A 22864-nucleotide genomic window follows, 5' to 3' on the forward strand; every position below is an offset into this window, starting at 1 on the left:
TCCGGAAGAGCACGTGACCGCAGGCACGGAAATCTCATGTCCGCCAGCCCGGAGCAAACTGTCCGCCTACCCGGAGCATGCCGTGTCCGCTGGCAACTCGACACGTTTCGAGCCGTCCGGCCAGGCGACATCGCCGATTGGCACCTGGGCAGCAGCTTCCGCCTGATGAGGGCCGGCGACACAATCTGGGTATATGCAGGCGTCCCCTACTCTCGGATCGTCGCACGCGGCATTGCCACTGATGATCCTCGCTGGTCAGAAGACGGCAATCACTGGCGGATCTACATCCAGTGGGATACGCAGACGACCAGGCACCTCCTCTCCGCCACGACACCACCCGAGATCCTCTCGTCTTCACCGCGGACCGTACGCAGGCTCGACTTGGATGAAATCAGCCGCATCCAGGCCTGGCTCGATGCCTTACAGGCACCGCAACCACAGGTACTGCCGAAGACCCGCATACGGCGACTTCAGCAGGTACTGGACCGGCAAGGCCAACCGGCATTCCGGGCCGAACTCATGAAGGCCTACCGTGGACGGTGCGCCATCAGCGGATGCGACGTCAGCCACGTGCTCCAGGCCGCGCACATCGATCCTGTCGCTCATGGCGGTCGCGACCACGTCAGCAACGGCCTACTGCTGCGCGCGGACCTGCATAACCTCTTCGACAAGACGCTCATCTGGATCGACGGCCGCAACCACGTCCGTGTAGATCCGAAACTCAGGGACACCGAGTACGCAGAGTTCGATGGAGTCTTGCTACGGCGGCCGACGGAATCCGCTAGCCAGCCAGACAAGGAGGCGCTCCGTCGTCACCGAGAGCGAGCCCTCCACGGCGAGTAGCTCCCGCTCATCGGCGCGTCCGCGCCCCAACCCACCGAGCTCGGTGACGTCTATCCGATCACCGACACGCCGCAACCGACCTCGAGACAAGGCCCAGCTGCGTTGTCGCGGGCGACGGCACGGCGATCGTAGTACCGCGCAAGGTGCTCAATGAGATCCATCACCGCAGCCCGCACCTCGGGCCCGTCAGCGTCCGGGACAGCTGCATCAACGATGACGTTGTCCGCGTACAGGCGGCTGCGCAGGCAGACAGCTCGCCGGACCGTACGGGGCGCGCCCCCCACCCTGGGGCGGCTGGGCGGCGCCGATGGATGATTTCGCCTGCCGACGAGCGGGGTGTCGGAGGGCCCTTGAGGTAGGTGGCCGCGTACAACACCATCCGGATGCGGCTCCCTCTGTGTTAGCCACGTTGGGTGAGGCAGGGAGCTCACGGGTGATCGTGGCGGGACGGATCAACGATGCTGGTTCCGGCGTGCGCTGATCCAGACGTATATCCAGGGCGGTCCCCGGCCGGCGACCGGTTCCAAGTGGTACATGCCGTCGACGTCGGTGTCGAGCAACATCGCCGCCGTACTCGATCCACAACCAGGTTTGATCGATCACCTCGGGCGGCACATCGTCCTCGTCCAGCGGCACAAGCAGACCTCGGCCGTCGATCGGCCCGCCCACGCACGGGGTGTCCACCTTCGCCCCCACATCTCGATGGTCGGTGGCTGGCTGGTCAGTCGTCCCCCAGTTCAGAATCTGGGCGCTGGCAGCATCGCGGGGCAGGCGCAGTGAAGGCGCCGTCCTTATCACGCCGCTGGGATGCCTCGGCCCGCAGCGGCAGCCATTACGATCGAGTGGGTCCCAACCTCACAGTCAGGACCCACTCGAGCCGATGTCACGCGAGCGGATGCGGCTCACTGGTGAGTGCGGCTAGCGCGGCTGCTACCTCGTGGATCGTTGCCCGAACATAGGTAGCGGTGGTGCCGGCGTCACCGCCGCTGCCTGAGTGTCCGGCGTAGGCGCGGGCGATGGCATAGCCGAAGTTCCGCTCCACCCAGGTCAACGTAGTGTGCCGTAACCAGTGGGTGCTGATCTGCTGCGCATGTACCCAGGGCAGGTGTTCACCGATACGCACCCACAGGTGGTCGTACCGCCGATAGGTGATCGGCTGCCCACTGCGGTACCGGAACAACGGCCCCGTCTCGGTCGCGTGCCGCCGCTCGGCATGGCGCTGCAGGTACCGCATCAGTGTCGGCGACACCGGCTGCCACCGCACCGTCTCACCCTTCTCCCGCAGCAGGATCAGGCACTGATCGGGGTCCAGGTCGACCGGACGCAACGCCAACGCCCCACCCCGACGGCATGCCGTCTCGGTGTGCAGCCGCAGCAGCAGACTGTCCAACGCTGGATCGTCACCCGTGCTCGCCGCGACGTCGTTGATCTCCGCGAGGCGAGTGTCCGCCCGCCAACGCCCGCCGGGTGCTCGGCAACCGCCGCGGCTTCGCCACCTTCAACGCAGGGTTGTCCGCCTCCGACAGAAGCCCGTCGGCGACCGCCCGCCGGTACAGGCAGCGCCCCGACGCGATCAGATGCTCCGCCGCGCTGCGCCCACCCGCGCGTTACGCCGGGCCACCACGTGCATCTTGACGTACTCCGCCAACCGCTCAATCTCCGATGGCGTCGGCTCGTCAATGCGCCGCGCGCCCCACTGCTCGACCACGCGCTTCCAGTACGACCCGTACGCGCGCCCCGTACCTGCGGTGACGGCAGCCGCCACGACCGGCACGTACTCGGCGAACGTCGGTGCTGGCGGACGGTCCGACGACGCTGCCACCAGGTCCGCTGGGGAGATGCCGATCCGCGACAGCAGCAGCCGGGCGGCCGCCAGTTCCGCTTTGCTTGCCGTGCCCGCGCTCATGCCGCATCACCACCCAGCACCGCGCGCTCGGCCTGGGCGACCATCTCGTCCAAGGCGATCGGCGGGTACACCACGAACAGGTTCGCGACGGGATCCGCGGATAGTAGAACGCGCTCGCCCGCTGCGGGCCCACACCAGTGCCTCACGGCGGCCGGAAGCAACAGGTGCCCCTGGCCGGTGACAGTGAAGACTCCCCGGGGGTCGCGGCGCACGACGATGACGCCACCACCTTGACGGATGTCCAGGCGGGCACCGGGATGCCAGCCCATTGCTCCGATGATCGATCGATCACGGATCCGGCCACTGCTGCCGACCGAGGCCAGGCGATACATCTTCGCTTCGGTGCGTTGCTGCGGGAGTGCCGGCATCGGCAGGGGCGCTCGACGCAGCGGGCGGTCAGCACCGGTTCGGGCAGACCTGGCCTGGTCCGGAAGCAGGACCGGAGGGACGACGGAGGCCATTGAGGGCTCAGCCACAGCGACCACCACCCTCAGCCGACAAATGGCCAGCGGACGTGGTCGCGAAGATCAGGTTCGCGTGGTCAAGGACGTTTGACCACCGGTACGTCGGAGACGGCACGGGTGCCGCAAGTTTGTGTCCGAGGGGGGACTTGAACCCCCACGCCCTATACGGGCACTAGCACCTCAAGCTAGCGCGTCTGCCATTCCGCCACCCGGACCTGCTCGTCCAGCCTACCCTGTCGACCGCGGTGACTTACTCGCCGGTTCGGTCGCCATCGTGGGCCGCACGGGGCATTACTGTACACGGCCCAGATGGATCATGCACATCGCCGTTCCGGCTGCCCGTTTCCGCAGGTCAGGGCGACGAGACGGGATCGGCCCGCAAGACCCCATTCCAGATCGGCCGGGTCGGGTAGCGTCCGACGCCCGATTCCGGGCAGCATTGCTCATGTGTCACACCCCTCCCCTCTGACCGCCGCGCAACACCAGGCCCTCGCCCTGCGTTCCGCCGGTGACCTGGCCACCGCCCGCCGCCTGCTCGACGACGCGATCGCCGCGGCCCGGCCGGCCTACGGGGAGGACCACCCCGACGTGCTGGCCACCGGTCACCTGCTCGCCCGCCTGCACCGGGAGGCCGGCGACCCGGCGGCCGCCCGGCGGGTGCTGGAGCAGGCGTACGCGGCCGGTGAGCGTCGCCGCGGCGAGGCCGACCCGCTGATGCTCGCGCTCAGCTTCGATCTGGCGGGGGTGGCGGAAGAGCTCGGCAACCGGCACGAGGCCCGTCGCAACTACACGCGGGTGGCCACCGCCGGGCCGGCGGTGCTTGGTCCGGACCATCCCGCGGTACGCACCGCGCGCCAGTACCTCGGCGGCACCGCCGCCGCTGCCACCCCGCAGCCGGACCCGGCCGCGCTGTCCGGGCCGACGATGTCGCTACCGGCGATGCCGGCCCCGCACCAGCCCCCGGCCGTGCCGCCCACGCCCGGGGTGCCGGCGGCTCCCCGCCCGATGCCACCCGGTCCCGGAGCACCGGGGATGGCCTCGCCCGCGCCGGGTACGGACAGGACGTTGCAGACCGAGACGGCCCGGCCGTCGCCCTGGGCCCCTCCCGCCCCCGGTCCGGAGGCGCCCCTGCCCCCGGCGCCGGTCGTCCCCGCACCGGCGCACGCGGGTCCCACCGCCACCCCGCTGCCGCCGCCTCCAATCATCCCGGTGCCCGCCTCGGCCGTGCCGGTCCCCGCGCCGTCCGCCGCCGCCGGGCCGGCTTCCGCGCCACCGGCACTCCCGCCGGCGCCGGGTCCGATTCCGCCGGCCCCGCCAGTCGTCTCGGCGGCGAGCCCAGCGCCACCGGTCGCGCGGCCGCCCGTACCGGGGCCGGTGCCACCGGTCGCGCCGTCGGCCGTCTCCGCTCCGCCAGTTGTCTCCACGCCGCCGGCCACCCTGCCGCCGGCACCGGTCATCCCGGCCCCGCCCGGCCCGGCCTCGGCGACGTCCGGCCCAGCCGGTCCGGGATCCCCGCCCATGCCGCCGGCCGCCCGGCCGGTCCCCCCGGCACCACAGGTCCCGGCGCCGATCTCCGCGCCGCCGCGATCCGGCACGCTGCCCCCGCCCCCACCCGTTCCGGCACCGGCGCTGCCGCCCGGCGCAGGCGCCGCGCCAGGCTCCAGACCGCCATCCCCCGCGCCCACCTCGGCTTCTCCGGTCGTCCCGGCGCCGCACCCGCCCGCGCCTACGTCGGCTCCCCCGGTGGGACCGGCGGTCGCGGCGCCGCACCCGCCCATCCCCACCTCGGCTCCCCCCGTGAGCCCGGTCGTCCCCGCGCCGCACCTGCCGCCCACGCCCATCTCGACTCCGCCGGTGAGCCCGACCCCGCACGGGTCCGACCGGCCGGCGGCGGGCCAGGGCAACCCCGTCGGGTCCGCCGACTCGCACCCGTACGGCACGCCCGCGCCCGGCTGGGCGACGCCGACCATCCAGGTGCAGCAGATCGGGCCGCTGCTCCGTGAGGAGGCGGAGCGGTCAGCCGCAGCGTCCCCGGCCGCCACCCCTGTCGGCGGGGCACCGGTCACCGCCCCGCCCGTCAGCGCTTCTCCGGTGAGCGGCCCACCGCCCACCGGATCCCCGGGCCACCCGCCGGTCAGCTCCGCACCGGTCAGCGGCCCCCCGGTAAGCGCGACGCCGGCCGCCAGCCCGGCCCACGCAAGCGGCGGGCCGATCAGCGCCGCTCCGGTGAGTGGTCTGCCGGTGAGCGCACCGCCGATCAGCGGGCCACCGACCAGCGCACCTTCGCCCGTGGGCGGTCCGATGAGCGCGCCGCCACCCATGAGCGCCCCGCCCGTCAGCGCGCCACGGGTCGATGGTCCGCCGGTCGGCGCGCCGCCCGTAACCGGTCCGTCCCCCGCCGCGCCGCAGCCGCCGGTGGGCCCGCCCGCGCCGGTGCCCCCGGTGAGCGGTCCGCCGGCGTACCCGATCAGTGGGCCCCCGGCGTACCCGGTGAGCGGGCCGCCTGTGCACCCGGGAGATGGGCCGCCGGTGAGTGGTCCGCCGGCTGTCGCGCCGGTCAGCGGGTCGCCGGTGCCGCCGTGGGGGTTGACCGCCCCGCCGTGGAGCAGCGCCGCCCCGTCGCAGCCGCTCGACCGGCCGGGCGACACCGTGCCGCAGCCGCTGGACCAGCCTGACGACGCCCCGCCGCTGCCGGCGATGGACGAGGTGGCGCAGGCAGACCCGGGGCCCGGGGACCAGGCCGGGCCGGAGACCGGCGATGGCGCGCGGCGGTCGCTGCCGGTCTACGACGAGTTGCTCGAGTTTCCCGAGCCGAAGCACCCGGAGCCGGCGCCGAATCCGCAGGCGTACCCGGAGCAGGGTGCCTGGCCGGTGCCGGCGCCGTTCCACCAGCCGCCGGCGTACCCGTTGGTGGAGGAGCCGGAGCCGCGGGGCCGGAACCGGACGGCGGTGGCCGTGGTGGTCGGCGCGGCGGTGGTCGCGGTGGTGGCCGTGCTCGGTGTGGGCGTGGTGCTGCTCAACCGTGACGCGGCGCCACCGCCACCCGTGTCCGGTCCGTCGCCGGGGAAGCCGAAGGTGAGCGGCCCGCCCCCGGGTGATCTGCGGTTGCAGGACGAGGCCACGACGATCACGGTCACCTGGTCCGACCCGACGGACGGCGGGGTGCCGTTCGTGGTGGCCGGCGGTCGGGCCGGGCAGAAGCTGGGGGTGATGGCTACGGTCGACCCCGGGGAGACCCGCTATACGGTGAACGGGCTGAGCGCCAAGCTGGACTACTGCTTCACCGTCCTCGCGGTCTATTCGACGGACACGTACGCCACCTCGGGGCAGGTCTGCACCGACCGGAAGGGCGGTACGGGGACCCGCTGACCGGCGCGGTCCACGCACGACACGCTGGGTGTCCACAGGCGGACGGTCCGGGTACCACGGTCGTCGGGCGGCCCCTATGATGGCTCCCGGCTCTGGGGAGGGTCCACCCGTGCGTGGGCGCCTCCTGCACCGAGACGGGGAGGCATCCGGGAGTGGCCACCATCGAGGACGTCACGAGCACCGGGGCGCAGGCGTCCCGACCCCGTACCCGGATGCGGGGCGGGCTGGTCACCATCGGCGTCGTGGTCGCGTTGCTGGCCGCGATGGGGTTGACGGTGCTCGGGCTGGGCGCGGCCGACAACGCGGTGGCCAACTACGACGCGTCTTCGTGGTTGTGGAGCACCACCCGCAGCGAGATGGCCCGGGTCAACGGGCTGACCGCGCGGGTGGACACCCGGACGGAGGTGCCGGGGGCCCGCCGCCACCAGATGCAGGTGGCCCAGACGGACCGGCTGCTGATCCTGCGTGACCTGAACACCGGCCAGGTCAGCTCGCTGGACCTGGCCACCCTGCAGATCACCGCGACCACCCCGACCACTCCCGGCCTCGGGGTGAGCGTGGCGCTGCACGAGGATTCCGCGTTCGTCGTCGACGCGGTGCAGGGCATCGTGCGGCAGCTCGACCCGCGGGCGCTGACCCCGGTGGGCGAGCCGGTCCGCTACCCGCCGGGCATCACCGGTGGGGCGTTCGACGGCGCGGGCCGGTTGTGGATCGCCGTCCCCGGCGAGGGCACGGTCTCGGCGGTCACCGCCGCCGAGCTGCCGGCCACGCCGGGCGCGGCGCCGCCGGCGGGTCTGAGCCCGAAGCGGGTCGAGACGTACGACGTTGCCGAGCCGAGCCACGAGCTGGTGGTGTCCACCCTGGACGACGGCGTCGCGGTGCTGGACCGCACCTCCGCGTCGCTGGTGACCGTGCAGGGCGGCCGGACGCAGCGGGCCAAGCTGACGATGACCGCCCCGGGCAGCCTGCCGCCTCGCACCAGCGGCCCGCAGGTGCCGGTCACGGTGGCCGGCACGCGGAAGGTGCACGTGGTCCGCGACGGTGGTGAGGTGCGGCAGTTCACCGTCCCGGGCGCGGGTGACCGGCTCACCCCGGCGGTGGCGTGGGCGGGGCGGTTCTACGTCGCCGACGAGAACACCGGCGCGGTCTTCTCGTTCGACGCGAACGGGCAGCTGGTGGACACCATCAAGGGCTCCGGGCGGCCCGGCCCGATGGAGCTGGAGGTCCGCGAGAACCGCCTGTTCATCAACCCGCCGAACTCGTCGACCGCGCAGGTGGTGGACGACAAGAACCAGGTCCGCGACGTCAACAAGTACGCCAACGACGTGCTCGGCGGTGACCCGCCGCCGGCTCCCCCGCCGCCGCCCCCGCCGAAGAAGCCGAAGGTGGGCAAGCCGGGTGCGCCGCGGGCCGTCACGGCGGCCGCCGGTGACGCGTCGGCGCGGGTCAGCTGGCAGGCGGCGGCGGCGAACGGCGCCGAGATCACCAAGTACGTGGTGGAGGGCGCCGGCCAGCGCCACGAGGTGGGCGCGAACCAGCGCGCCCTGGAGATCACCGGGCTGACCAACGGCGAGACGTACACGTTCGAGGTGCACGCGGTCAACGCCAAGGGCGACGGACCGGCCCGCAAGAGCAACCCGGTCACCCCCACGGCGGAGGTGCCGGACCCGCCGGCCAGCGTCACCGCGCAGGCCCGGCCGGACGGCACGGTGCTGGTGAAGTGGCCCGCCGCCAACGGCCAGGGCAACACCGTCGCCAGGTACGCGGTCACCGCCACCTCCGCCGGCGCCACCGCCCCGGCCGGCGAGTCGCGCAAGACCGAGCTGGTGATCCCGGCCGGCCAACTGGAGTACGGCACCCAGTACGCGTTCACGGTGGTCTCGGTGACCGACAAGGGCGCTGGTTCGAAGGCCTCGCCGGTGAGCAACACGGTGGTGCCGTTCGCGGCCCCGGCCGCGCCGACCGAGCTGCGCGCGGCCACGGTCGCCGATCAGCCGGGCACCGTCTCGGTGCAGTGGGCGCCTTCGGTCGACAACGGCCGCCCGGTCACGAAATACCTGGTGGACGTGGGCGGGAAGACCAGTGAGGTGACCGACACCCAGACCACGGTCGGGGGTCTCGGCAACGGGCAGAACGTCACGGTGAAGGTGAAGGCGGTCAACGAGGCCGGTCCCGGCGCGGAGGCCAGCACCACCGCCCGGACGGTCGCCGTGCCGCGGGTCACCGTGACCGGCTCGTCGGCCGACGCCACCTCGGTGACGGTGTCGTTCACCGTGGACGCGGGCGGCGGCAGGGCCACCTGCTCGGCGACCACGGGCGGGCAGACCGCGAGCGGAAACTGCTCCAGCCTGCGGGTGACCGGCCTGACGCCGGGCACCGCGTACACGGTGACGGTGACCGCGACCAACGCGGCCGGCAAGGGTACCGCCACCCGGGCCCAGGGCACCGACCCGCTGTACGGGATCGCGACCTGCAACAACGGGCCCTCCGGTGACCAGCGCACCTACTGCGATGCCGACGTGGCCGGCCGCAACGGCAACGAGATCTTCTCCGTGCCGCAGCAGGTCAACGGAAAGCAGGTCGGCTGGGCGTCACCCGGCACCCGGCTCCGCGCGTACTGCCGGGTCCAGGGCGAGAACATCGACGCCTGGATCTACAACAACAACAAGCAGAGCACCTGGTGGGTGCAGGTCGAGTACTCGGGACGGAACTACATCCCGTGGGCGTGGCTGAACCTGGAGGGCGGCGACAACATCAACCTCCTGCCCACCTGCTGACCGCGTCACCGTCTCGAGGAGCACCCGCGCACGTGAACACCCAGGAACCGCTCACCCAGCCGGAGGTGCAGGGCTTCGCTGCCCTCGCCGCCCGGCTGGCGGAGAACGTCAACGCGGTCGTGCTGGGCAAGCCGCAGGTGGTCCGGTTGGCGCTGACTGCGCTGTTCGCCCAGGGGCACGTCCTGCTGGAGGACGTGCCGGGGGTCGGCAAGACCACCCTGGCCCGGGCGATCGCGGCGACGGTCAAGGGTCAGTGGCGGCGCATTCAGTTCACCCCGGACCTGCTCCCCTCGGACGTGTCCGGGGTGACCATTTTCAACCAGGCCACCCGGGGCTTCGAGTTCCACCCGGGTCCGGTCTTCGCCAACATTGTCATCGCCGACGAGATCAACCGGGCGTCGCCGAAGACCCAGTCGGCGCTGCTGGAGGTGATGGAGGAGCGGACGGTCACCGTGGACGGCGTACGGCACCCGGTGCCGCAGCCGTTCCTGGTGGTGGCCACCCAGAACCCGGTGGAGATGGACGGCACCTACCGGCTGCCCGAGGCGCAGCTCGACCGGTTCCTCGTGAAGCTCTCCGTCGGCTACCCCGACGAGGCGGTGGAGGTGGAGGTGCTGCGCGGCGCCACGGTCCGCTCCCCCGACTCGCTCAGCGCGATCACCGACACCGCCACCATCGGGGAGATGGTCCGGATGGCGCGGCGGGTGCACATCGCCGAGCCGCTCTACGCGTACGCGGTGCGGCTGGCCGCGGCCACCCGCAACCATCCGCAGGTCCGGGTCGGGGTGAGCCCCCGGGGCGTCATCGCACTCACCCGGGCGGCGTGCGCGTACGCGCTGATCGACGGGCGCGGCTGGATCATGCCGGAGGACCTGAAGACCCTGACCGAGCCGGTCTTCGCGCACCGGCTGCTGCTCACCCCGGACGCCCAGGTGCGCGGGGTGACCGCCGCCGAGGTGCTGCGCCAGGCGGTCGCCTCGGTGCCGGTGCCGCTGCCGTCGGGCCAGCCCGCCCCGGTGCACGGCTGAGCCGTGGGGATCACCGCCCGCGGCGTCGGGCTGCTCGTCGCCGCCGTCGTGCTGCTCGGCGTCGGCTTCCGGTACGCGTACCCGGAGCTGGCGGTGCTCGGCGCGGCGGCCGGCGTCGCCGTCGGGTACGCCGCGGTCAGCGCCGCCTGGCGGCCGCGGCTGGTGGTCGACCGGGTCGCCGACCCGGACCGGGTGGCCCGGGGCGAGCCGGCCGCCATGACGCTGACGGTCCGCAACACCGGCCGGCTGCGGGCGGCGAACCTGGTCGCCGAGGACCGCTGCGGCGGCCGTCTCGTCCCGGTGCCGCTGCTGCGGCTGCGTCCCGGCCGGGACACCGAGGTCCGCTACGACGTGCCGACCCACCGCCGGGGCGTGGTGCCGGTGGGGCCGCTGCGGGTCACCCGCCGCGACCCGCTGGGCCTGGTCGCGTTGGCCCGCTCCTACGGGGGCACGGTGCCGGTCTGGGTGCACCCGCGGATCCACCCGCTGACGGCGGTGCCGACCGGGGCCGGCCGCAGCCTGGACGGGCGGACCGACAGCGTCCCGCACGGCTCGATCACCTTCGACTCGCTGCGGGAGTACGTGGTTGGCGACGAGTTGCGCCGGGTGCACTGGCGGACCAGCGCCCGGGTGGGTGAGCTGATGGTGCGGGAGAACGTGGACACCAGCCTGCCCCGGATCGTGGTGGTGCTGGACAACCGGGCGGCCGCCCATCCGGAGCGGGTGGACGGGGTCGCCGAGTCGTTCGAGTCGGGGTGCGAGGCGGCCGCGTCGGTGGTGGCCGCCGCAATCCGGGAGGACCTCCCGGTGAGCCTGCTGCTGGTCGCGCCTGACGACGACTCGACCGGCGGCGGGCCGCTGGACCGGCTCGCCGCGGTGGAGTTGGCCGACCGGGGGGCCGACGCGCTGTGTACCGCGCTGAGCCGGCTGCGGCAGGAACGGCTGGGCGACACCCTCGTCTTCCTCACCGGGCCGGGTGCCCGCAGCGAGCTGGGGTACGTGGGCGCGCTGCGCGGGGCGTACCCGTCGGTGGTGGTGGGGATGTTCGGCGCGGCCGACCCGACGCCGGCCGGCGCGGCGGGCCTGGTGGTGGTCGACGCGGCCGACGGCGCGGAGTTCGCCGCCGAGTGGGACGGGATCCGCCGGTGGTGACGGTGTCCCCGGCCCAGGCCCGCGCGGACGGACCGGGCGCGCCAGTGGGAGATGACGCCGGGCCGGGCGGACGGTGGGCGCGGCTGCTGCGGGTGGTGCCGGTGCCGCTGGCGCTGATCACGATGATCGCCCTGGTCGGCGTGGTGCTGGGCCGGGTGTACGCGGGTCCGCTGCTGACCCGGCTGGTGGTCGGCGCGGCGGTCGGCTCGGTGCTGGTGAGTGTGGCCGCCCGGCGGCTGCCGTCGTGGCTGGTGGCGCCCGTGTCGGTGGCCGCCCTGGCCGGGTGGACGGCGCTGTCGTTGCGGCTGGCGGCCAGCCACGCCGGGCTGCCGGGCAGCCTCGGCGAGGTGACCGCGGACGCCGCGCGCAACGCGATCCCCCGGCTGCTCACCGCGATGATCCCGGTGGAGCCGGCGCCGGATACCGTGCTGGTGCCGCTGGTCGCCGCCTGGCTGGCCGGGCTGACCGCCGCCGAGGTGGCGCTGCGGACCGGCCGGGTGCTGCTCGGCTACCTGCCACCGGTGCTGCTCTACGCGGGCGCGGTCTATCTGGTCGGGCCGAACGCGGACCCGGCAGTCTGGCCGACGGTGCTGTTCGCCGCGGTCGCCGCGGCCGGTCTGGCGATGCCGTCCGGGCAGCGCACCCCGGCCTCGGCCGATCCGGCGGCCGGCCTGGCCCCGGCGGTACGCGCGGCGGTGCGGCTGCGGCTGCTCGCGGCGAGCGCGGCCGGGGTGGCGGTGGTGGTCGCCCTGGCCGCCGTGCTCGCCCCGGTGGTGGCCGGCCAGGTGGACGACCGCCCGGTCGACCCGCGCCGGTACGTGGAACCGCCGCAGGTGGAGTCGCTGGACGAGAATCCGCTGATCCGGATCTCCGGTTGGGCGCTGAACCCGGACCAGAAGCTGCTGGATGTGCGGACCGACGCGGGCGCGGCGGCGCAGGCCCGGATCCGGCTCGCGGTGCTCAGCGACTACGACGGGGTGACCTGGCGGGTCGGCGCCACCTATCGCAACGCCGGGCGGATCCTGCCCGCCACGTCCACCGCCCCGGACACCACCACCGACAGGGTGCGCCAGGAGATCACCGTGGCCGACCTGACCGGGCGGCTGCTGCCCGCCGTACCCACCCCGCGTGAGGTGACCGGCGCTCGGGTGGCGTACGACCCGGCGACCGGGACGCTGATCCGGCCGGAGGGCCTGACCCCCGGGCTGCGCTACACCGTCACCTCGGCACGCGAGCGCCCGGACACGAACCTTATCGCCACGGCGAACGTACCGGCCGGCGACCCGGTGGCCCGGGTGCTGCGGGTGGCCGACGGGGCGCCGGAGCAGCTGCGCCGGCTGGCCACCCAGCTCGCCGAGGAGAACGGCGCCCCGTACGCCCGGGCCGCGGCGATCGAGGACTTCCTCGCCGAGCACTACCGGGTGACCGCGGACGCGCCGAGCGGACACGCGTACCCCAACCTGGCGTTCTTCCTGTTCGGACCGCGCAACGGCGGCGGGCAGCGGGGCACCTCGGAGCAGTTCGCGGCGGCGTTCGCGGTGCTCGGCCGGCTGGCCGGCCTGCCCACCCGGGTGGTGGTGGGCTTCACCCCCAAGGGCGATGGGCCGGTCCGCGCGGCGGACGCCCTCGCCTGGCCGGAGGTGCTCTTCGAGGGCGTCGGCTGGGTGCCGTTCGACCCGATGCCGCGGCCGGACGAGGAGCCGCGCCCGGTGGAGGAGGACTTCCGCCCACCCCCGGACGACCCGCCCCCGTCGCAGGTGCCCGAGCCGACGGCGGAGCCCACCGCGACTCCTCCGGCCGAGGCCGCACCTGGTCCGGCAGCCGGCCGGCGTGGGCCGGGCCCGGCGGTGCTGGCCGGCGGTGGCACGGGCGCTCTGGTGCTGCTGGTCGGGCTGGGTCTGCTGGCGTTGGCCACGCTGCGCCGGAACCTGTCGCGGGCCCGGCTGGAACGGGGTGACCCCGGCCGGCGCATCGCCGGCGCCTGGCGGGAGCTGACCGATGCGCTGCGGCTGGCCGGCGCGCCGGTCGGCGACGACTTGGCGGCGGCGGAGGTGGCCGCGCAGGCCCGCCGCACCCTGGCCGAGGCCCGGGCGGCTCTCGCCGGGGGCGGTGGCCCGGTGGTACCGGACGGCGACCCCTCGTCCGGGTCGAATGCGGTCGCTGACCTGCCAGGCGGGGAGTTCGACGAGTTGGCCCGGCTGCTCAACCAGGTGGCGTTCGCCCCGGGCACCGCGACACCCGATCAGGCGGACCGGGCGGCGACGCTGGCCGGTGGATACGTCTCGGCACTGCGCGACGCCCGGCCCTGGTGGCGGCGGCTGCTGTGGCGGGTACACCCCGGCCCGCTGCGGTGGCGCCGCTGACCACGCGTGCGCCGGCGAGCGCCGGTAGCCGGGCGGCGTGGGCCCACCTTTTGACCGGCGTCGCCAAAAGTTCTGCCGCTCTGATCGAAATATCTAGACACATCGATAAAACTTTCATAGTGTGACCGCGCGGCCCGAGAGCGCTCTCTCGATGATCCATCGGCGCCGGACGTGGAGGTGTGCTCGACGACGCGGGCCGGCATCGGGGCAACCTCGGCTGCGGCGCGGAGGCGCGCGCCCTGCCTGACGGTTCGGTCAGGAAGGGGATCCACATGAAGCGACCCCACCCCACCCGTCGATGGCGACCAACGGCGGCCGCCCTCCTCCTGCTCACTCCGGGGCTCATCGTGGTCGCCGCGGCGACCCCGGCCGCGGCGGCGCTCAACCCCGCCGACTTCCAGCAGGTCACGCTGGCCAAAGGCGTGGCCGAGACCGGTGAACCCATGGCACTCGCGGTGCTGCCGGACCGCTCGGTGCTGCACACCGCGCGCAACGGCACCCTGCGCCGCACCGACGCCGCCGGCAACACGTCGGTGATCGCGAACATCCCCGTCTACACGCACGACGAGGAGGGCCTGCAGGGCGTCGCCGCCGACCCGAACTTTGCCAGCAACCGCAACATCTACCTCTACTACGCGCCGCCGCTGAGCACCCCGGCCGGCGATGCGCCTGCCACCGGTACCGCCACCGACTGGGTAACCTGGACTGGGGTCAACCGCCTGTCCCGGTTCACCCTGAACGCCGACTACACGGTGAACATGGCCAGCCAGGTCACCGTCCTGGAGGTGCCCACCAGCCGCGGCATGTGCTGCCACGTCGGCGGTGACATCGACTTCGACGCGGCCGGCAACCTGTACCTGTCCACCGGCGACGACACGAACCCGTTCGAGTCGAGCGGCTACACGCCGATCGACGAGCGCACCAACCGCAACCCGGCCTACGACGCGCAGCGCTCCGCCGGCAACACCGACGACCTGCGCGGCAAGGTTCTGCGGATCAAGGTGAACGCCAACGGGACGTACTCGATCCCGGCCGGCAACATGTTCGCGCCGGGCACCGCCAACACCCGGCCCGAGATCTACGCCATGGGCTTTCGCAATCCGTTCCGGATGAGCGTCGACAAGGCCACCGGCATCGTCTACCTCGGCGACTACGGGCCGGACGCGGGCACCACCGACGCCAACCGGGGCCCGTCCGGTCAGGTGGAGTTCGACCGGATCACCGGGCCGGGCTTCTACGGCTGGCCTTACTGCACCGGCACCAACACCACCACGGAGACGTACAACGAGTGGAACTTCGCCACCAACTCCACCGGCCCGAAGTTCAACTGCACCGGCGGCCCGACGAACAACTCCTTCCGTAACACGGGCCTGACCACGCTGCCGGCGGCCAAGCCCGCCTGGATCCGCTACGCCGGGGACGCCGGCTCCCCACCGGCCTTCGGCGGCGGCTCCGAGTCGCCGATGGGCGGCCCGGTCTACCGGTACGACGCCGCGAACCCGTCGACCACGAAGTTCCCCGCCAGCCTGGACGGGCAGTTCTTCGCCGGCGAGTTCGGCCGCGGCTGGATCAAGCCGATCGTGGTCAACGCGGACGGCTCGCCGGGCACCATCGACAACTTCCCGTGGAACGGCAAGCAGGTCATGGACATGGCCTTCGGCCCCGACGGGTCGCTGTAGGTCCTGGACTACGGCACCGGATACTTCAACGGCGACGCCAACTCGGCGCTCTACCGCTACGACCACGTCGGCACCGGCGGTAACCGCGCCCCGACCGCCGTGGCGAGCGCGAACCGCACCTCCGGTGCGGCACCGCTGGCCGTGACCTTCTCCTCGGCCGGCTCGTCGGACCCGGAGGGCGGGGCACTGACCTACTCGTGGGCGTTCGGCGACGGCGGCACCTCCACCGCCGCCAACCCATCGCACACGTACACCACCAACGGCAACTACACGGCCACCCTCACAGTGCGCGACCCGCAGGGCGCCACCGGCACGGCCAGCGTGCCAATCAGCGTCGGCAACACCGCCCCGACGGTCACCGTCAACAGCCCCACCGCCGGGCAGTTGGCCGCCTTCGGCGACAGCGTCCCGTGGAGCGTCACGGTCACCGACCCGGAGGACGGCACGATCGACTGCACCAAGGTGACCATGTCATACCTGATCGGGCACGACCAGCACGCCCACCAGATCACCTCGCAGACCGGCTGCTCCGGCACGATCACCATCCCAGTGGACGGCGAGCACGACGACGCGGCGAACACCTTCCCGATCTTCGACGCGTCCTACACCGACAAGGGCGGCCTCACCACCCACGCACAGAACATCCTGGCGCCGAAGCACCGGCAGGCCGAGCACTACAAGACCTCCTCGGGCGTCAACAAGGTCGCCAAGACCACGGCCGAGGGCGGCATGACCGTCGGCGACATCAACAACGGCGACTGGATCCAGTTCGACCCGTACAAGCTCAACAACGTCACCTCGTTCACCGCCCGGGTGTCGTCCGCCGGGGCTGGCGGCATGCTGCGGCTCCGGACCGGATCACCAACCGGCGCGATCATCGGCTCGGCGACGGTCACCCAGACCGGGTCCTGGGACACGTACGTCACGGTGAGCGGCACCATCAGCGGCGCACCGGCAGGCACCACCTCGCTGTACGTCACCTTCGCCGGCACCGGCACCGGCGCGCTGTTCGACCTGGACAGCTTCACGTTCGTCACCGGCAGCGCACCGGCGACGAACCTGGCCCTGAACAAGCCGGCCACGGCGTCCAGCGTGGAGAACGCCAGCTTCCCGGCCGCCAACGCGGTGGACGCGTCACCGACCACGCGCTGGTCGAGCGCGTTCTCCGACCCGCAGTGGATCCAGGTGGACCTGGGCGCCACCTACACCGTCAACCGCGTCCGCCTGCTGTGGGAAGCGGCGTACGGCTCCGCGTACCAGATCCAGACGTCCGCCAACGGCACCACCTGGACCACGGTCCGCTCGATCACCGGCGGCAACGGCGGTGAGGACGACAACACCGGCCTAAACGCCTCGGCACGGTACGTGCGCATCTACGGCACAGCCCGCGGCACCCAGTGGGGCTACTCGCTGTTCAGCTTCGAAGTCTACGGCTAAGGGAGTACCGATCATGTTGCGCAGACTGGCCTTCTTCTGCGTCGCCCTGGTCACCGCCGCGCTCGGCCTCGCCGCCGTGCCGGCCCATGCCGCGCCGGACTTCACCGTGCTCGTCTTCAGCAAGACCGCCGGATTCCGCCACGACTCCATCCCCACCGGCATCCAGACGATCCGCGACCTGGGCACGGCGAACAACTTCGCCGTCGAGGCCACAGAGGACGCCACCCAGTTCAACCCGACCAACCTGGCCCGGTTCAAGGCGGTCATCTGGCTGTCCACCACCGGCGACGTACTCAACGCCACACAGCAGACCGCGTTCGAGAACTACATCCGCGCCGGCGGCGGCTACGTCGGCGTGCACGCGGCGGCCGACACGGAGTACGACTGGGCCTGGTACGGCGGCCTCGTCGGAGCGTACTTCGCCAGCCACCCGGCGATCCAGCCCGCGACTGTCCGGATCGCCGACACCACCCACCCGGCGACGGTCGGCCTGCCGGTCGCCTGGAACCGCACCGACGAGTGGTACAACTACCGCACCAACCCCCGCCCGCAGGTGCACGTCCTCGCCACCCTCGACGAGTCCACCTACACCGGCGGCACCATGGGCAGCGACCATCCCATCTCGTGGTGCCGGGCCTACGACGGCGGCCGGTCGTTCTACACCGGCATGGGCCACACCATCGGCAGCTACGGCGAAGCCAACTACCGCACGCACCTGCTCGGCGGCATCCGCTACGCCGCACAGGGCACCGGCAACTGCCCGGTCGACACCACGCCACCGCCGGCCGACCTGGCGCTGAACCACCCGGCGACGGCCTCCAGTGTGGAGAACGCCTCGTTCCCCGCCTCGAACGCCGTGGACGCGTCCACCACCACGCGGTGGTCGAGCGCGTTCTCGGACCCGCAGTGGATCCGGGTCGACCTCGGCGCCACCCACACGATCAACCGCGTGCGGCTGGTGTGGGAGGCCGCCTACGGCAAGAACTACCAGATTCAGACCTCGGCCGACGGGAACACCTGGACCACGATCCAGACCGTCACCAACGGCAACGGCGGTGAGGACGACAACACCGGCCTGAACGCCTCGGCGCGGTACGTGCGCATCTACGGCACGGCCCGCGGCACCCAGTGGGGCTACTCGCTGTATACCTTCCAGGTGTACGGCACGTGAGACCGGCCGGCCCGGGAACCTCGCGGCTCCCGGGCCGGCACCCCGGAATCCATAGGTTCAGGGTTCGAGTCCCTGGCGGCCCACTCCTCCGCAGGCCAGCGGCCCCGATCGGGGCCGCTGTTGCCTTGGTCGGGGCCGGTACAGCAGCAAAGTACAGCAGTAGGCTCACCGGTCGAGCGTCTGGCCCAGCCGCTTGAGGGCGTCGCGGGTGGCCGCCGAGGACACCACCGTGTAGATCTCCATGGTGATGGCGAACTGCGCGTGCCGGAGGATCTGCATCGCCACCCGGGGATGCACGTCCAGGTCGGCCAGGAGCGAGGCACAGGTGCGCCGGGCGTCCCTGACGGTGATCCGCCGGGCGCCGGCCGCATCACAGCGCCGGTCCCAGAAGCGGTTGAAGTTGCGTGGCTCGATCGGCCGGCCGTAGCGGGTGGTGAAGATGAGGTCCGAGGGCTGCCAGGCGGGGCCGGCGGCATGGCGGGCAGCGGTCTGCGCGACACGGCGACGGCTGAGGGCCACGGTGCAGATGTCCGGCAGCGGCAGGGTGGCGTCCGAGGCGGCCGTCTTCGTCTCCCGGTGCAGCAGTTCGGCACCGACCCGCTGGAGCTGTCGATCGATGGTCAACTCCCCCGCGTCGAGGTCGACGTCAGCCCAGGTGAGCCCCAGCATTTCGCCCTTGCGCAGACCGAGCACCAGGACCAGGACGTACGCGGCGTAGAGCGGGTCGTCGTCGGCGCGGGCCGACTCCAGAAAGCGCCGTGCCTCGTCGCTCGTCCATGCCTTCCGCTTGCGCTTCCGTATCGGTGGCAGCTTCACCAGGGACGCGACGTTGCGGCTGATCAGCCCTTCGGTGATCGCCTGGGACAGCAGCGCCCGGAGTACGGTCCGCAGGTGGGTGACGCTGGTTGCCGAGGGCAGATCCTGGCAGCAGCGGCCGAGGGCGCAGCAGCGACGTTGGGCGGGCTTCCGTCGCTCGTCCTTGCCTTGGGCGCAGCACTGGCAGGTCCGCCCGACCTCGTTGATCCAGGTCTGCACGTCGCTGACCCGGAGCTTGTCGAGGCGTTTCCGGCCCAGCCCTGGCACGAGGTAAAGCCGGACCACCACTTCGTAGGTGACGTAGCTGCCGGGGGCCAGGTTCGGCTTGACGATCTCGCGCAGCCAGTAGCCGGCGTACTCCCCCACTGTCGGGGAGCGGGTCGCCACCGGGCCGGCCTTGGCCTGCCCGTGCAGCTTGATCCACTTGTCGTGGACCTCCTCCCGGGTCTTGCCGTAGACCCACTTCCGGCCCCGCCTGCCGTCCGGCTTCTCCACCCACACGTACGCGGCGCAGCCGTTCCGGTACGGGAAGATCGATCCCTCGCCGTTGGCTCGTGCGCGTGCGGGCATCAGGCGGCCTCCTGGCGTTCGACCTGCTCGCGGATGTAGTCGTCGACCCATTCGGGGAGGATGCGGCGATACTTGCCGTCCTTGATGGAGCGCAGCTCGCCGGTCGCGATCTTCATCTTGACCTTGGAGATGCCGAAGCCGAGCAGCACGGCGACTTCTGCCGGCGAGTACCAGCGGGGGCGGAGGCCGTGGGTCATGCGGCGGCTCCGGTGAGCCCAGCTTCGTGGGCGAGTTCTTCCCGGCCGATGCGTCTGCTCTCACGTCGCTGTTGGGCGGCTGTGTTGGCGAGCAAGGCGTCACCTTCGGTGAGCCAGCCGGACCCGAGGTAGGTGAGGGTGCCGACAGTCAAGGTGTCGGTCGGTTCGTTGTCTTCAGTGCGGCGGTAGGTGGCGCGAGTGTCGCGGAGCAGGCGGAAGGTGATCGAGTAGCGGCGGGCTTTGGTGAGGTGACAGAACAGTCTCGGGACGTGGGTGACACGTTCGGCTAGAGATGGGCACAAGCGCTGCGTCGATGGCTGGCCGGCTGCCTCTCTACACTGCTCCGCGTGACACTGCAGGCGTACGACCATGGGGTGCTCGCTGTGCAGCGCCGGGCCTTCGGGGAGGCTCGTGAGCAGTTGGAAGCGGCCGGGCCGGATGACCGGGCGCTGCTACTGCTGGGCCAGCTGGCCAGCAGCGGCCACGGCGAGCCGGCAGATCCGGTGAGGGCCCGCGGGTTGTACGAGCGTGCGGCTGAGTTGGGCAGTGCCGAGGCGGCTCACAACCTCGGGGTCCTGTACGCAACCGGCCGGGGCGTCGCGCAGGACCAGGCGGCGGCGTTGCGGTGGTATCAGCGTTCGGCCGAGCTGGGCAGTGTGTCCGCTCGGCGGATGGTCGGGCTGATGTACGCCACCGGCGAGGGCGTGCCGGTGGACCAGGACGAGGCGGAGCGACACTGGCGAATGGCTGCCGCCGCCGGGGAGGCGCAGGCCCTGCACGATCTGGGCACCCTCTTCGCGTACCACAACGTGGACCTGCCGGAGGCGGCGTTCTGGTACCTGGAGGCCGCCAAGGCGGGCATCGAGATGGCGAAGCGGGAACTGACTCTGCTCGCGCCGAAGCTACGCATGCCGGCTTCGGTCGACCGCCGGGCGCGCACGATGCTCGGCGTGATCCTCGCCTTCCATCTTGAAGACCCGGCCGGAGGGGTGGAGCTGCTGGCCGCTTCGGCGAACGACGGGGACCAGGTCGCCCTGCGCACGCTCGGTTACCTGGTCCAGCATGGCATCGGCACGACGAAGGACGACCTCCGTGCGACAGCTCTCTACCGGGCCGCAGCCGAGGCGGGGGACCCGCTTGCTGCGTTCAACCTGGGTGTGCTGTCCGGCGGGTCTGACGAGGCGGTGTGCTGGCTGCGCCAGGCGGCTGAGGCTGGGGTCACTGAGGCGTACCCGCGGCTGGGTGACCGGCTCAGCGAGCGTGACCTCGATGAGGAGGCGCTGCGGTGGTACGTGCGCGGCGCCGAGGCCGGCGACAAGGGCAGCATGTTCGCGGCGGCCTGCTGGTATCGCGACGGATTCGGCGGTCCGGTCGACCTTGTGCAGGCACTTCGGTGGTACCTAGCCATGCTGAATGTCGGCAGCGGCGACGGCATCCACGAAGCGCACGCGATCGTGCCACGAATGACCGCCGATGAAATCCACGAGGCGGGCCGGCTCTCGGGACGGCTGCTGGAGGCGGACCTCTTCGTGCAGCGGCAGGCTTCCCGGAGCGCTGCCTCCGATTGACCTGGTGCTTCTGCCGGCACACGCGCCCGCTGCATCCCGGAGTTCTCCTCTGGAAGACCCGGCGGAGTGTCACGCAGGTCCTGATACCGATGTGTCACGCAGGTCCCGAGACCGGACAGCCGGCTGCCAGCCGGTGTGGGAGGACTTTCTGTACGTCTATCACGGCGGCCCTTGACGGGCCGCACGCGCCGCCGCCTGGGCGCGCGTCCGACGCTCCGCTGTCGCTCCACGCCGGCCACGCAACACGCCCGGCGGCTGGCGCGGAGAGCGGTGAGCCCGGAGGGCCGCCGCAGAACGACAGGCCGTTGACGGTGGTGTGGTGGGCCGGCAGTCGGCCGGGCCGCGCGGCCACGAGCCCGCGGCGTAGGGGAGCGCACGCCGGCCGCGTCGGCGAGCTGGCGGCGGTCGCGGAGTTGCGGCTACTGCGCCTCCGGCGGGGGCGCTCCGGCTCCAGGATGGCCGGGGCTCCGTGGGCGGGTCGCGGTCCGTGGGTGGTTGCGCAGGGCCACCCCGCCCGCCATCGACCCGGGCAAGCCGAGCAGACCACCGCCCGACCCGCCAGCGTCCGTACGAGCCGTCAAGGTCCGCTTGACGTGGCGGGCCGGGCGGAGGCCCGCTCCCCAGAGGGGCGGGTCGACGGCAGACGGGATGGCAGATTACCCGTGGAGATGTGCGGGGGTTGTGCGGGAGCATGACCACGTGTCAACGAGTAACGCAGTCGCAAAGTTGCAGGCCGCCGCCGCCCTGTGGAGCCTCGACCCTAGCGACGCCGAGGCGGTGATCCGAGCGGCCTGCGACGCGCTGGCCCTGGGCGTCGACACGCCGTCCCTTGGAATGCTTGCCGCCATGTCGATCAACGAGCTGACCCGCTCCGGCCACGAGATCGCCGAGGTCCTGGAAGCCGCGTTCGAGGAGCTCGGCGTGCCATACCTGCCACCGGGAAGCATCGCCGGTCGGGATGCCGCTGTGCTGGCGATGGCCCTCCGGGTTCTCGATCATGACATTTCGCCACGGGCTCTGACGAGCTGGGCGCACAGCAATTTCGGACACGATCTGCCCCTGGCCGAATCGCTGGCCGAGCTAGACGACGTCTACGACTGCATGCCGTACACGGATCTTTCTCCCGACGAGATCGATGCTGACGTCCGCGCCGCTGCCGAAGCGATCGTGGGCCGGTTCAACGACGAAGGAGCTGGACGCGTGCCCGATCCGTGCCCGACACACGGGTCAACACGGGGCCGCAGCGGCACGCGACCTGGCCGGTAATCAACGCTTGGTAGCGATGTCCCGGGTGACGCGACTACCCGCCGTGCAGATCAACACGATTCCCAAGCTGTTTCTGGGTCCCTTCGGGGCGCTGCGCATGCAGGAAAATCGTGGGCGGGGTCGCCCGCCGATGTCGTTACTTTCATGGCGCTGGTGAGGCCGTCAAGCTGTTTGACGCTGGGAGCCGCTTCGAGGGGCTGCGCATTGTTGCTACGAGCACGAGGGTCCGACTCTTCATCTTCCCCGCCGGCTCCCGCG

Annotated in this window: 17 protein-coding genes, 1 tRNA gene and 2 pseudogenes; 12 read left to right on the forward strand and 8 right to left on the reverse strand. The window is 72.2% G+C overall.

All coding sequences use genetic code 11. The features are described 5' to 3' along the window. Together ACGF4F_RS36810 and ACGF4F_RS36815 are read left to right on the forward strand one after the other, a co-directional pair. On the forward strand, nt 1–843 hold an 843-nt coding region (locus ACGF4F_RS36810; protein WP_393085036.1), incomplete at its 5' end, for an HNH endonuclease. Between the two features lie 549 nt (nt 844–1392). After that, on the forward strand, nt 1393–1623 hold the full coding sequence (locus ACGF4F_RS36815; protein ID WP_393085039.1) for a hypothetical protein: 231 nt from the start codon (nt 1393–1395) through the stop codon (nt 1621–1623). 103 nt (nt 1624–1726) lie between these two features. Here the strand turns inward: ACGF4F_RS36815 and ACGF4F_RS36820 are convergent, their stop codons facing one another. The 4 genes from ACGF4F_RS36820 to ACGF4F_RS36835 form a co-directional block, all read right to left on the reverse strand. Continuing rightward, complete coding sequence (locus ACGF4F_RS36820; RefSeq protein WP_393085042.1) at nt 1727–2233, reverse strand: tyrosine-type recombinase/integrase; 507 nt, start codon at nt 2231–2233, stop codon at nt 1727–1729. A gap of 183 nt (nt 2234–2416) precedes the next feature. Next, entirely contained in the window at nt 2417–2749 is a 333-nt protein-coding gene (locus tag ACGF4F_RS36825; RefSeq protein ID WP_393085045.1) for an integrase, read from the reverse strand. After that, the gene (locus tag ACGF4F_RS36830; protein WP_393085048.1) at nt 2746–3081 is read right to left on the reverse strand and encodes an AbrB/MazE/SpoVT family DNA-binding domain-containing protein; all 336 of its coding nucleotides are present in this window, start codon (nt 3079–3081) and stop codon (nt 2746–2748) included. The genes ACGF4F_RS36825 and ACGF4F_RS36830 overlap by 4 nt, the downstream gene beginning before the upstream one ends. Before the next feature lie 263 nt (nt 3082–3344). After that, nucleotides 3345–3428: transfer RNA gene (locus ACGF4F_RS36835), tRNA-Leu, on the reverse strand. A gap of 94 nt (nt 3429–3522) precedes the next feature. On the opposite strand from ACGF4F_RS36835, the pseudogene ACGF4F_RS36840 reads away from it, so the two are divergent. Further along, a pseudogene (locus tag ACGF4F_RS36840) lies at nt 3523–3834 on the forward strand (hypothetical protein); the annotation flags it as partial. A 164-nt stretch (nt 3835–3998) separates the two neighbouring features. On the opposite strand, the gene ACGF4F_RS36845 reads toward ACGF4F_RS36840, so the two are convergent. Then, nucleotides 3999–5534: a hypothetical protein gene (locus ACGF4F_RS36845; protein WP_393085081.1), complete on the reverse strand. Its 1536-nt coding sequence runs from the start codon at nt 5532–5534 to the stop codon at nt 3999–4001. Nucleotides 5535–5742: 208 nt separating this feature from the next. On the opposite strand from ACGF4F_RS36845, the gene ACGF4F_RS36850 reads away from it, so the two are divergent. From ACGF4F_RS36850 to ACGF4F_RS36880, 7 genes and pseudogenes are all read left to right on the forward strand, one after another. After that, nucleotides 5743–6582 (forward strand): hypothetical protein, encoded by an 840-nt coding sequence (locus ACGF4F_RS36850; protein ID WP_393085078.1) that lies wholly within the window; start codon nt 5743–5745, stop codon nt 6580–6582. A 152-nt stretch (nt 6583–6734) separates the two neighbouring features. Beyond that, nucleotides 6735–9359: a fibronectin type III domain-containing protein gene (locus tag ACGF4F_RS36855; protein ID WP_393085051.1), complete on the forward strand. Its 2625-nt coding sequence runs from the start codon at nt 6735–6737 to the stop codon at nt 9357–9359. 32 nt (nt 9360–9391) lie between these two features. After that, complete coding sequence (locus ACGF4F_RS36860; RefSeq protein ID WP_357447144.1) at nt 9392–10387, forward strand: MoxR family ATPase; 996 nt, start codon at nt 9392–9394, stop codon at nt 10385–10387. Nucleotides 10388–10390: 3 nt separating this feature from the next. Then, nucleotides 10391–11539: a DUF58 domain-containing protein gene (locus ACGF4F_RS36865; RefSeq protein ID WP_393085055.1), complete on the forward strand. Its 1149-nt coding sequence runs from the start codon at nt 10391–10393 to the stop codon at nt 11537–11539. Further along, nucleotides 11515–13902, forward strand: a complete 2388-nt coding sequence (locus ACGF4F_RS36870; protein WP_393085058.1) for a DUF3488 and transglutaminase-like domain-containing protein — start codon at nt 11515–11517, stop codon at nt 13900–13902. Before ACGF4F_RS36865 ends, ACGF4F_RS36870 begins: the two co-directional genes overlap by 25 nt. Nucleotides 13903–14174: 272 nt before the next feature. Continuing rightward, a pseudogene (locus ACGF4F_RS36875) lies at nt 14175–17018 on the forward strand (PQQ-dependent sugar dehydrogenase). Nucleotides 17019–17031: 13 nt separating this feature from the next. Beyond that, nucleotides 17032–18189, forward strand: coding sequence for a ThuA domain-containing protein (locus ACGF4F_RS36880; protein ID WP_393085061.1), 1158 nt, complete (start codon nt 17032–17034; stop codon nt 18187–18189). A gap of 165 nt (nt 18190–18354) precedes the next feature. On the opposite strand, the gene ACGF4F_RS36885 is transcribed toward ACGF4F_RS36880, so the two are convergent. Genes ACGF4F_RS36885 through ACGF4F_RS36895 form a run of 3 tightly spaced genes read right to left on the reverse strand, consistent with a single transcriptional unit; the run spans nt 18355 to nt 20143 of the window. Beyond that, nucleotides 18355–19575: a tyrosine-type recombinase/integrase gene (locus tag ACGF4F_RS36885; protein WP_393085064.1), complete on the reverse strand. Its 1221-nt coding sequence runs from the start codon at nt 19573–19575 to the stop codon at nt 18355–18357. After that, nucleotides 19575–19772: an excisionase family DNA-binding protein gene (locus tag ACGF4F_RS36890; RefSeq protein ID WP_393085067.1), complete on the reverse strand. Its 198-nt coding sequence runs from the start codon at nt 19770–19772 to the stop codon at nt 19575–19577. Before ACGF4F_RS36890 ends, ACGF4F_RS36885 begins: the two co-directional genes overlap by 1 nt. Further along, nucleotides 19769–20143 (reverse strand): replication initiator, encoded by a 375-nt coding sequence (locus ACGF4F_RS36895; RefSeq protein WP_393085070.1) that lies wholly within the window; start codon nt 20141–20143, stop codon nt 19769–19771. Before ACGF4F_RS36895 ends, ACGF4F_RS36890 begins: the two co-directional genes overlap by 4 nt. A 12-nt stretch (nt 20144–20155) precedes the next feature. Between ACGF4F_RS36895 and ACGF4F_RS36900 the strand changes: the two genes are divergently transcribed. Both ACGF4F_RS36900 and ACGF4F_RS36905 read left to right on the forward strand, forming a co-directional pair. Next, nucleotides 20156–21340, forward strand: a complete 1185-nt coding sequence (locus ACGF4F_RS36900; protein ID WP_393085073.1) for a tetratricopeptide repeat protein — start codon at nt 20156–20158, stop codon at nt 21338–21340. Between the two features lie 699 nt (nt 21341–22039). Then, complete coding sequence (locus tag ACGF4F_RS36905) at nt 22040–22606, forward strand: hypothetical protein (RefSeq protein WP_393085075.1); 567 nt, start codon at nt 22040–22042, stop codon at nt 22604–22606. Nucleotides 22607–22864 lie beyond the last annotated feature (258 nt).

Origin of the sequence: Micromonospora sp. NPDC047740 (assembly GCF_043204735.1) — a bacterium.
GTDB lineage: Bacteria > Actinomycetota > Actinomycetes > Mycobacteriales > Micromonosporaceae > Micromonospora.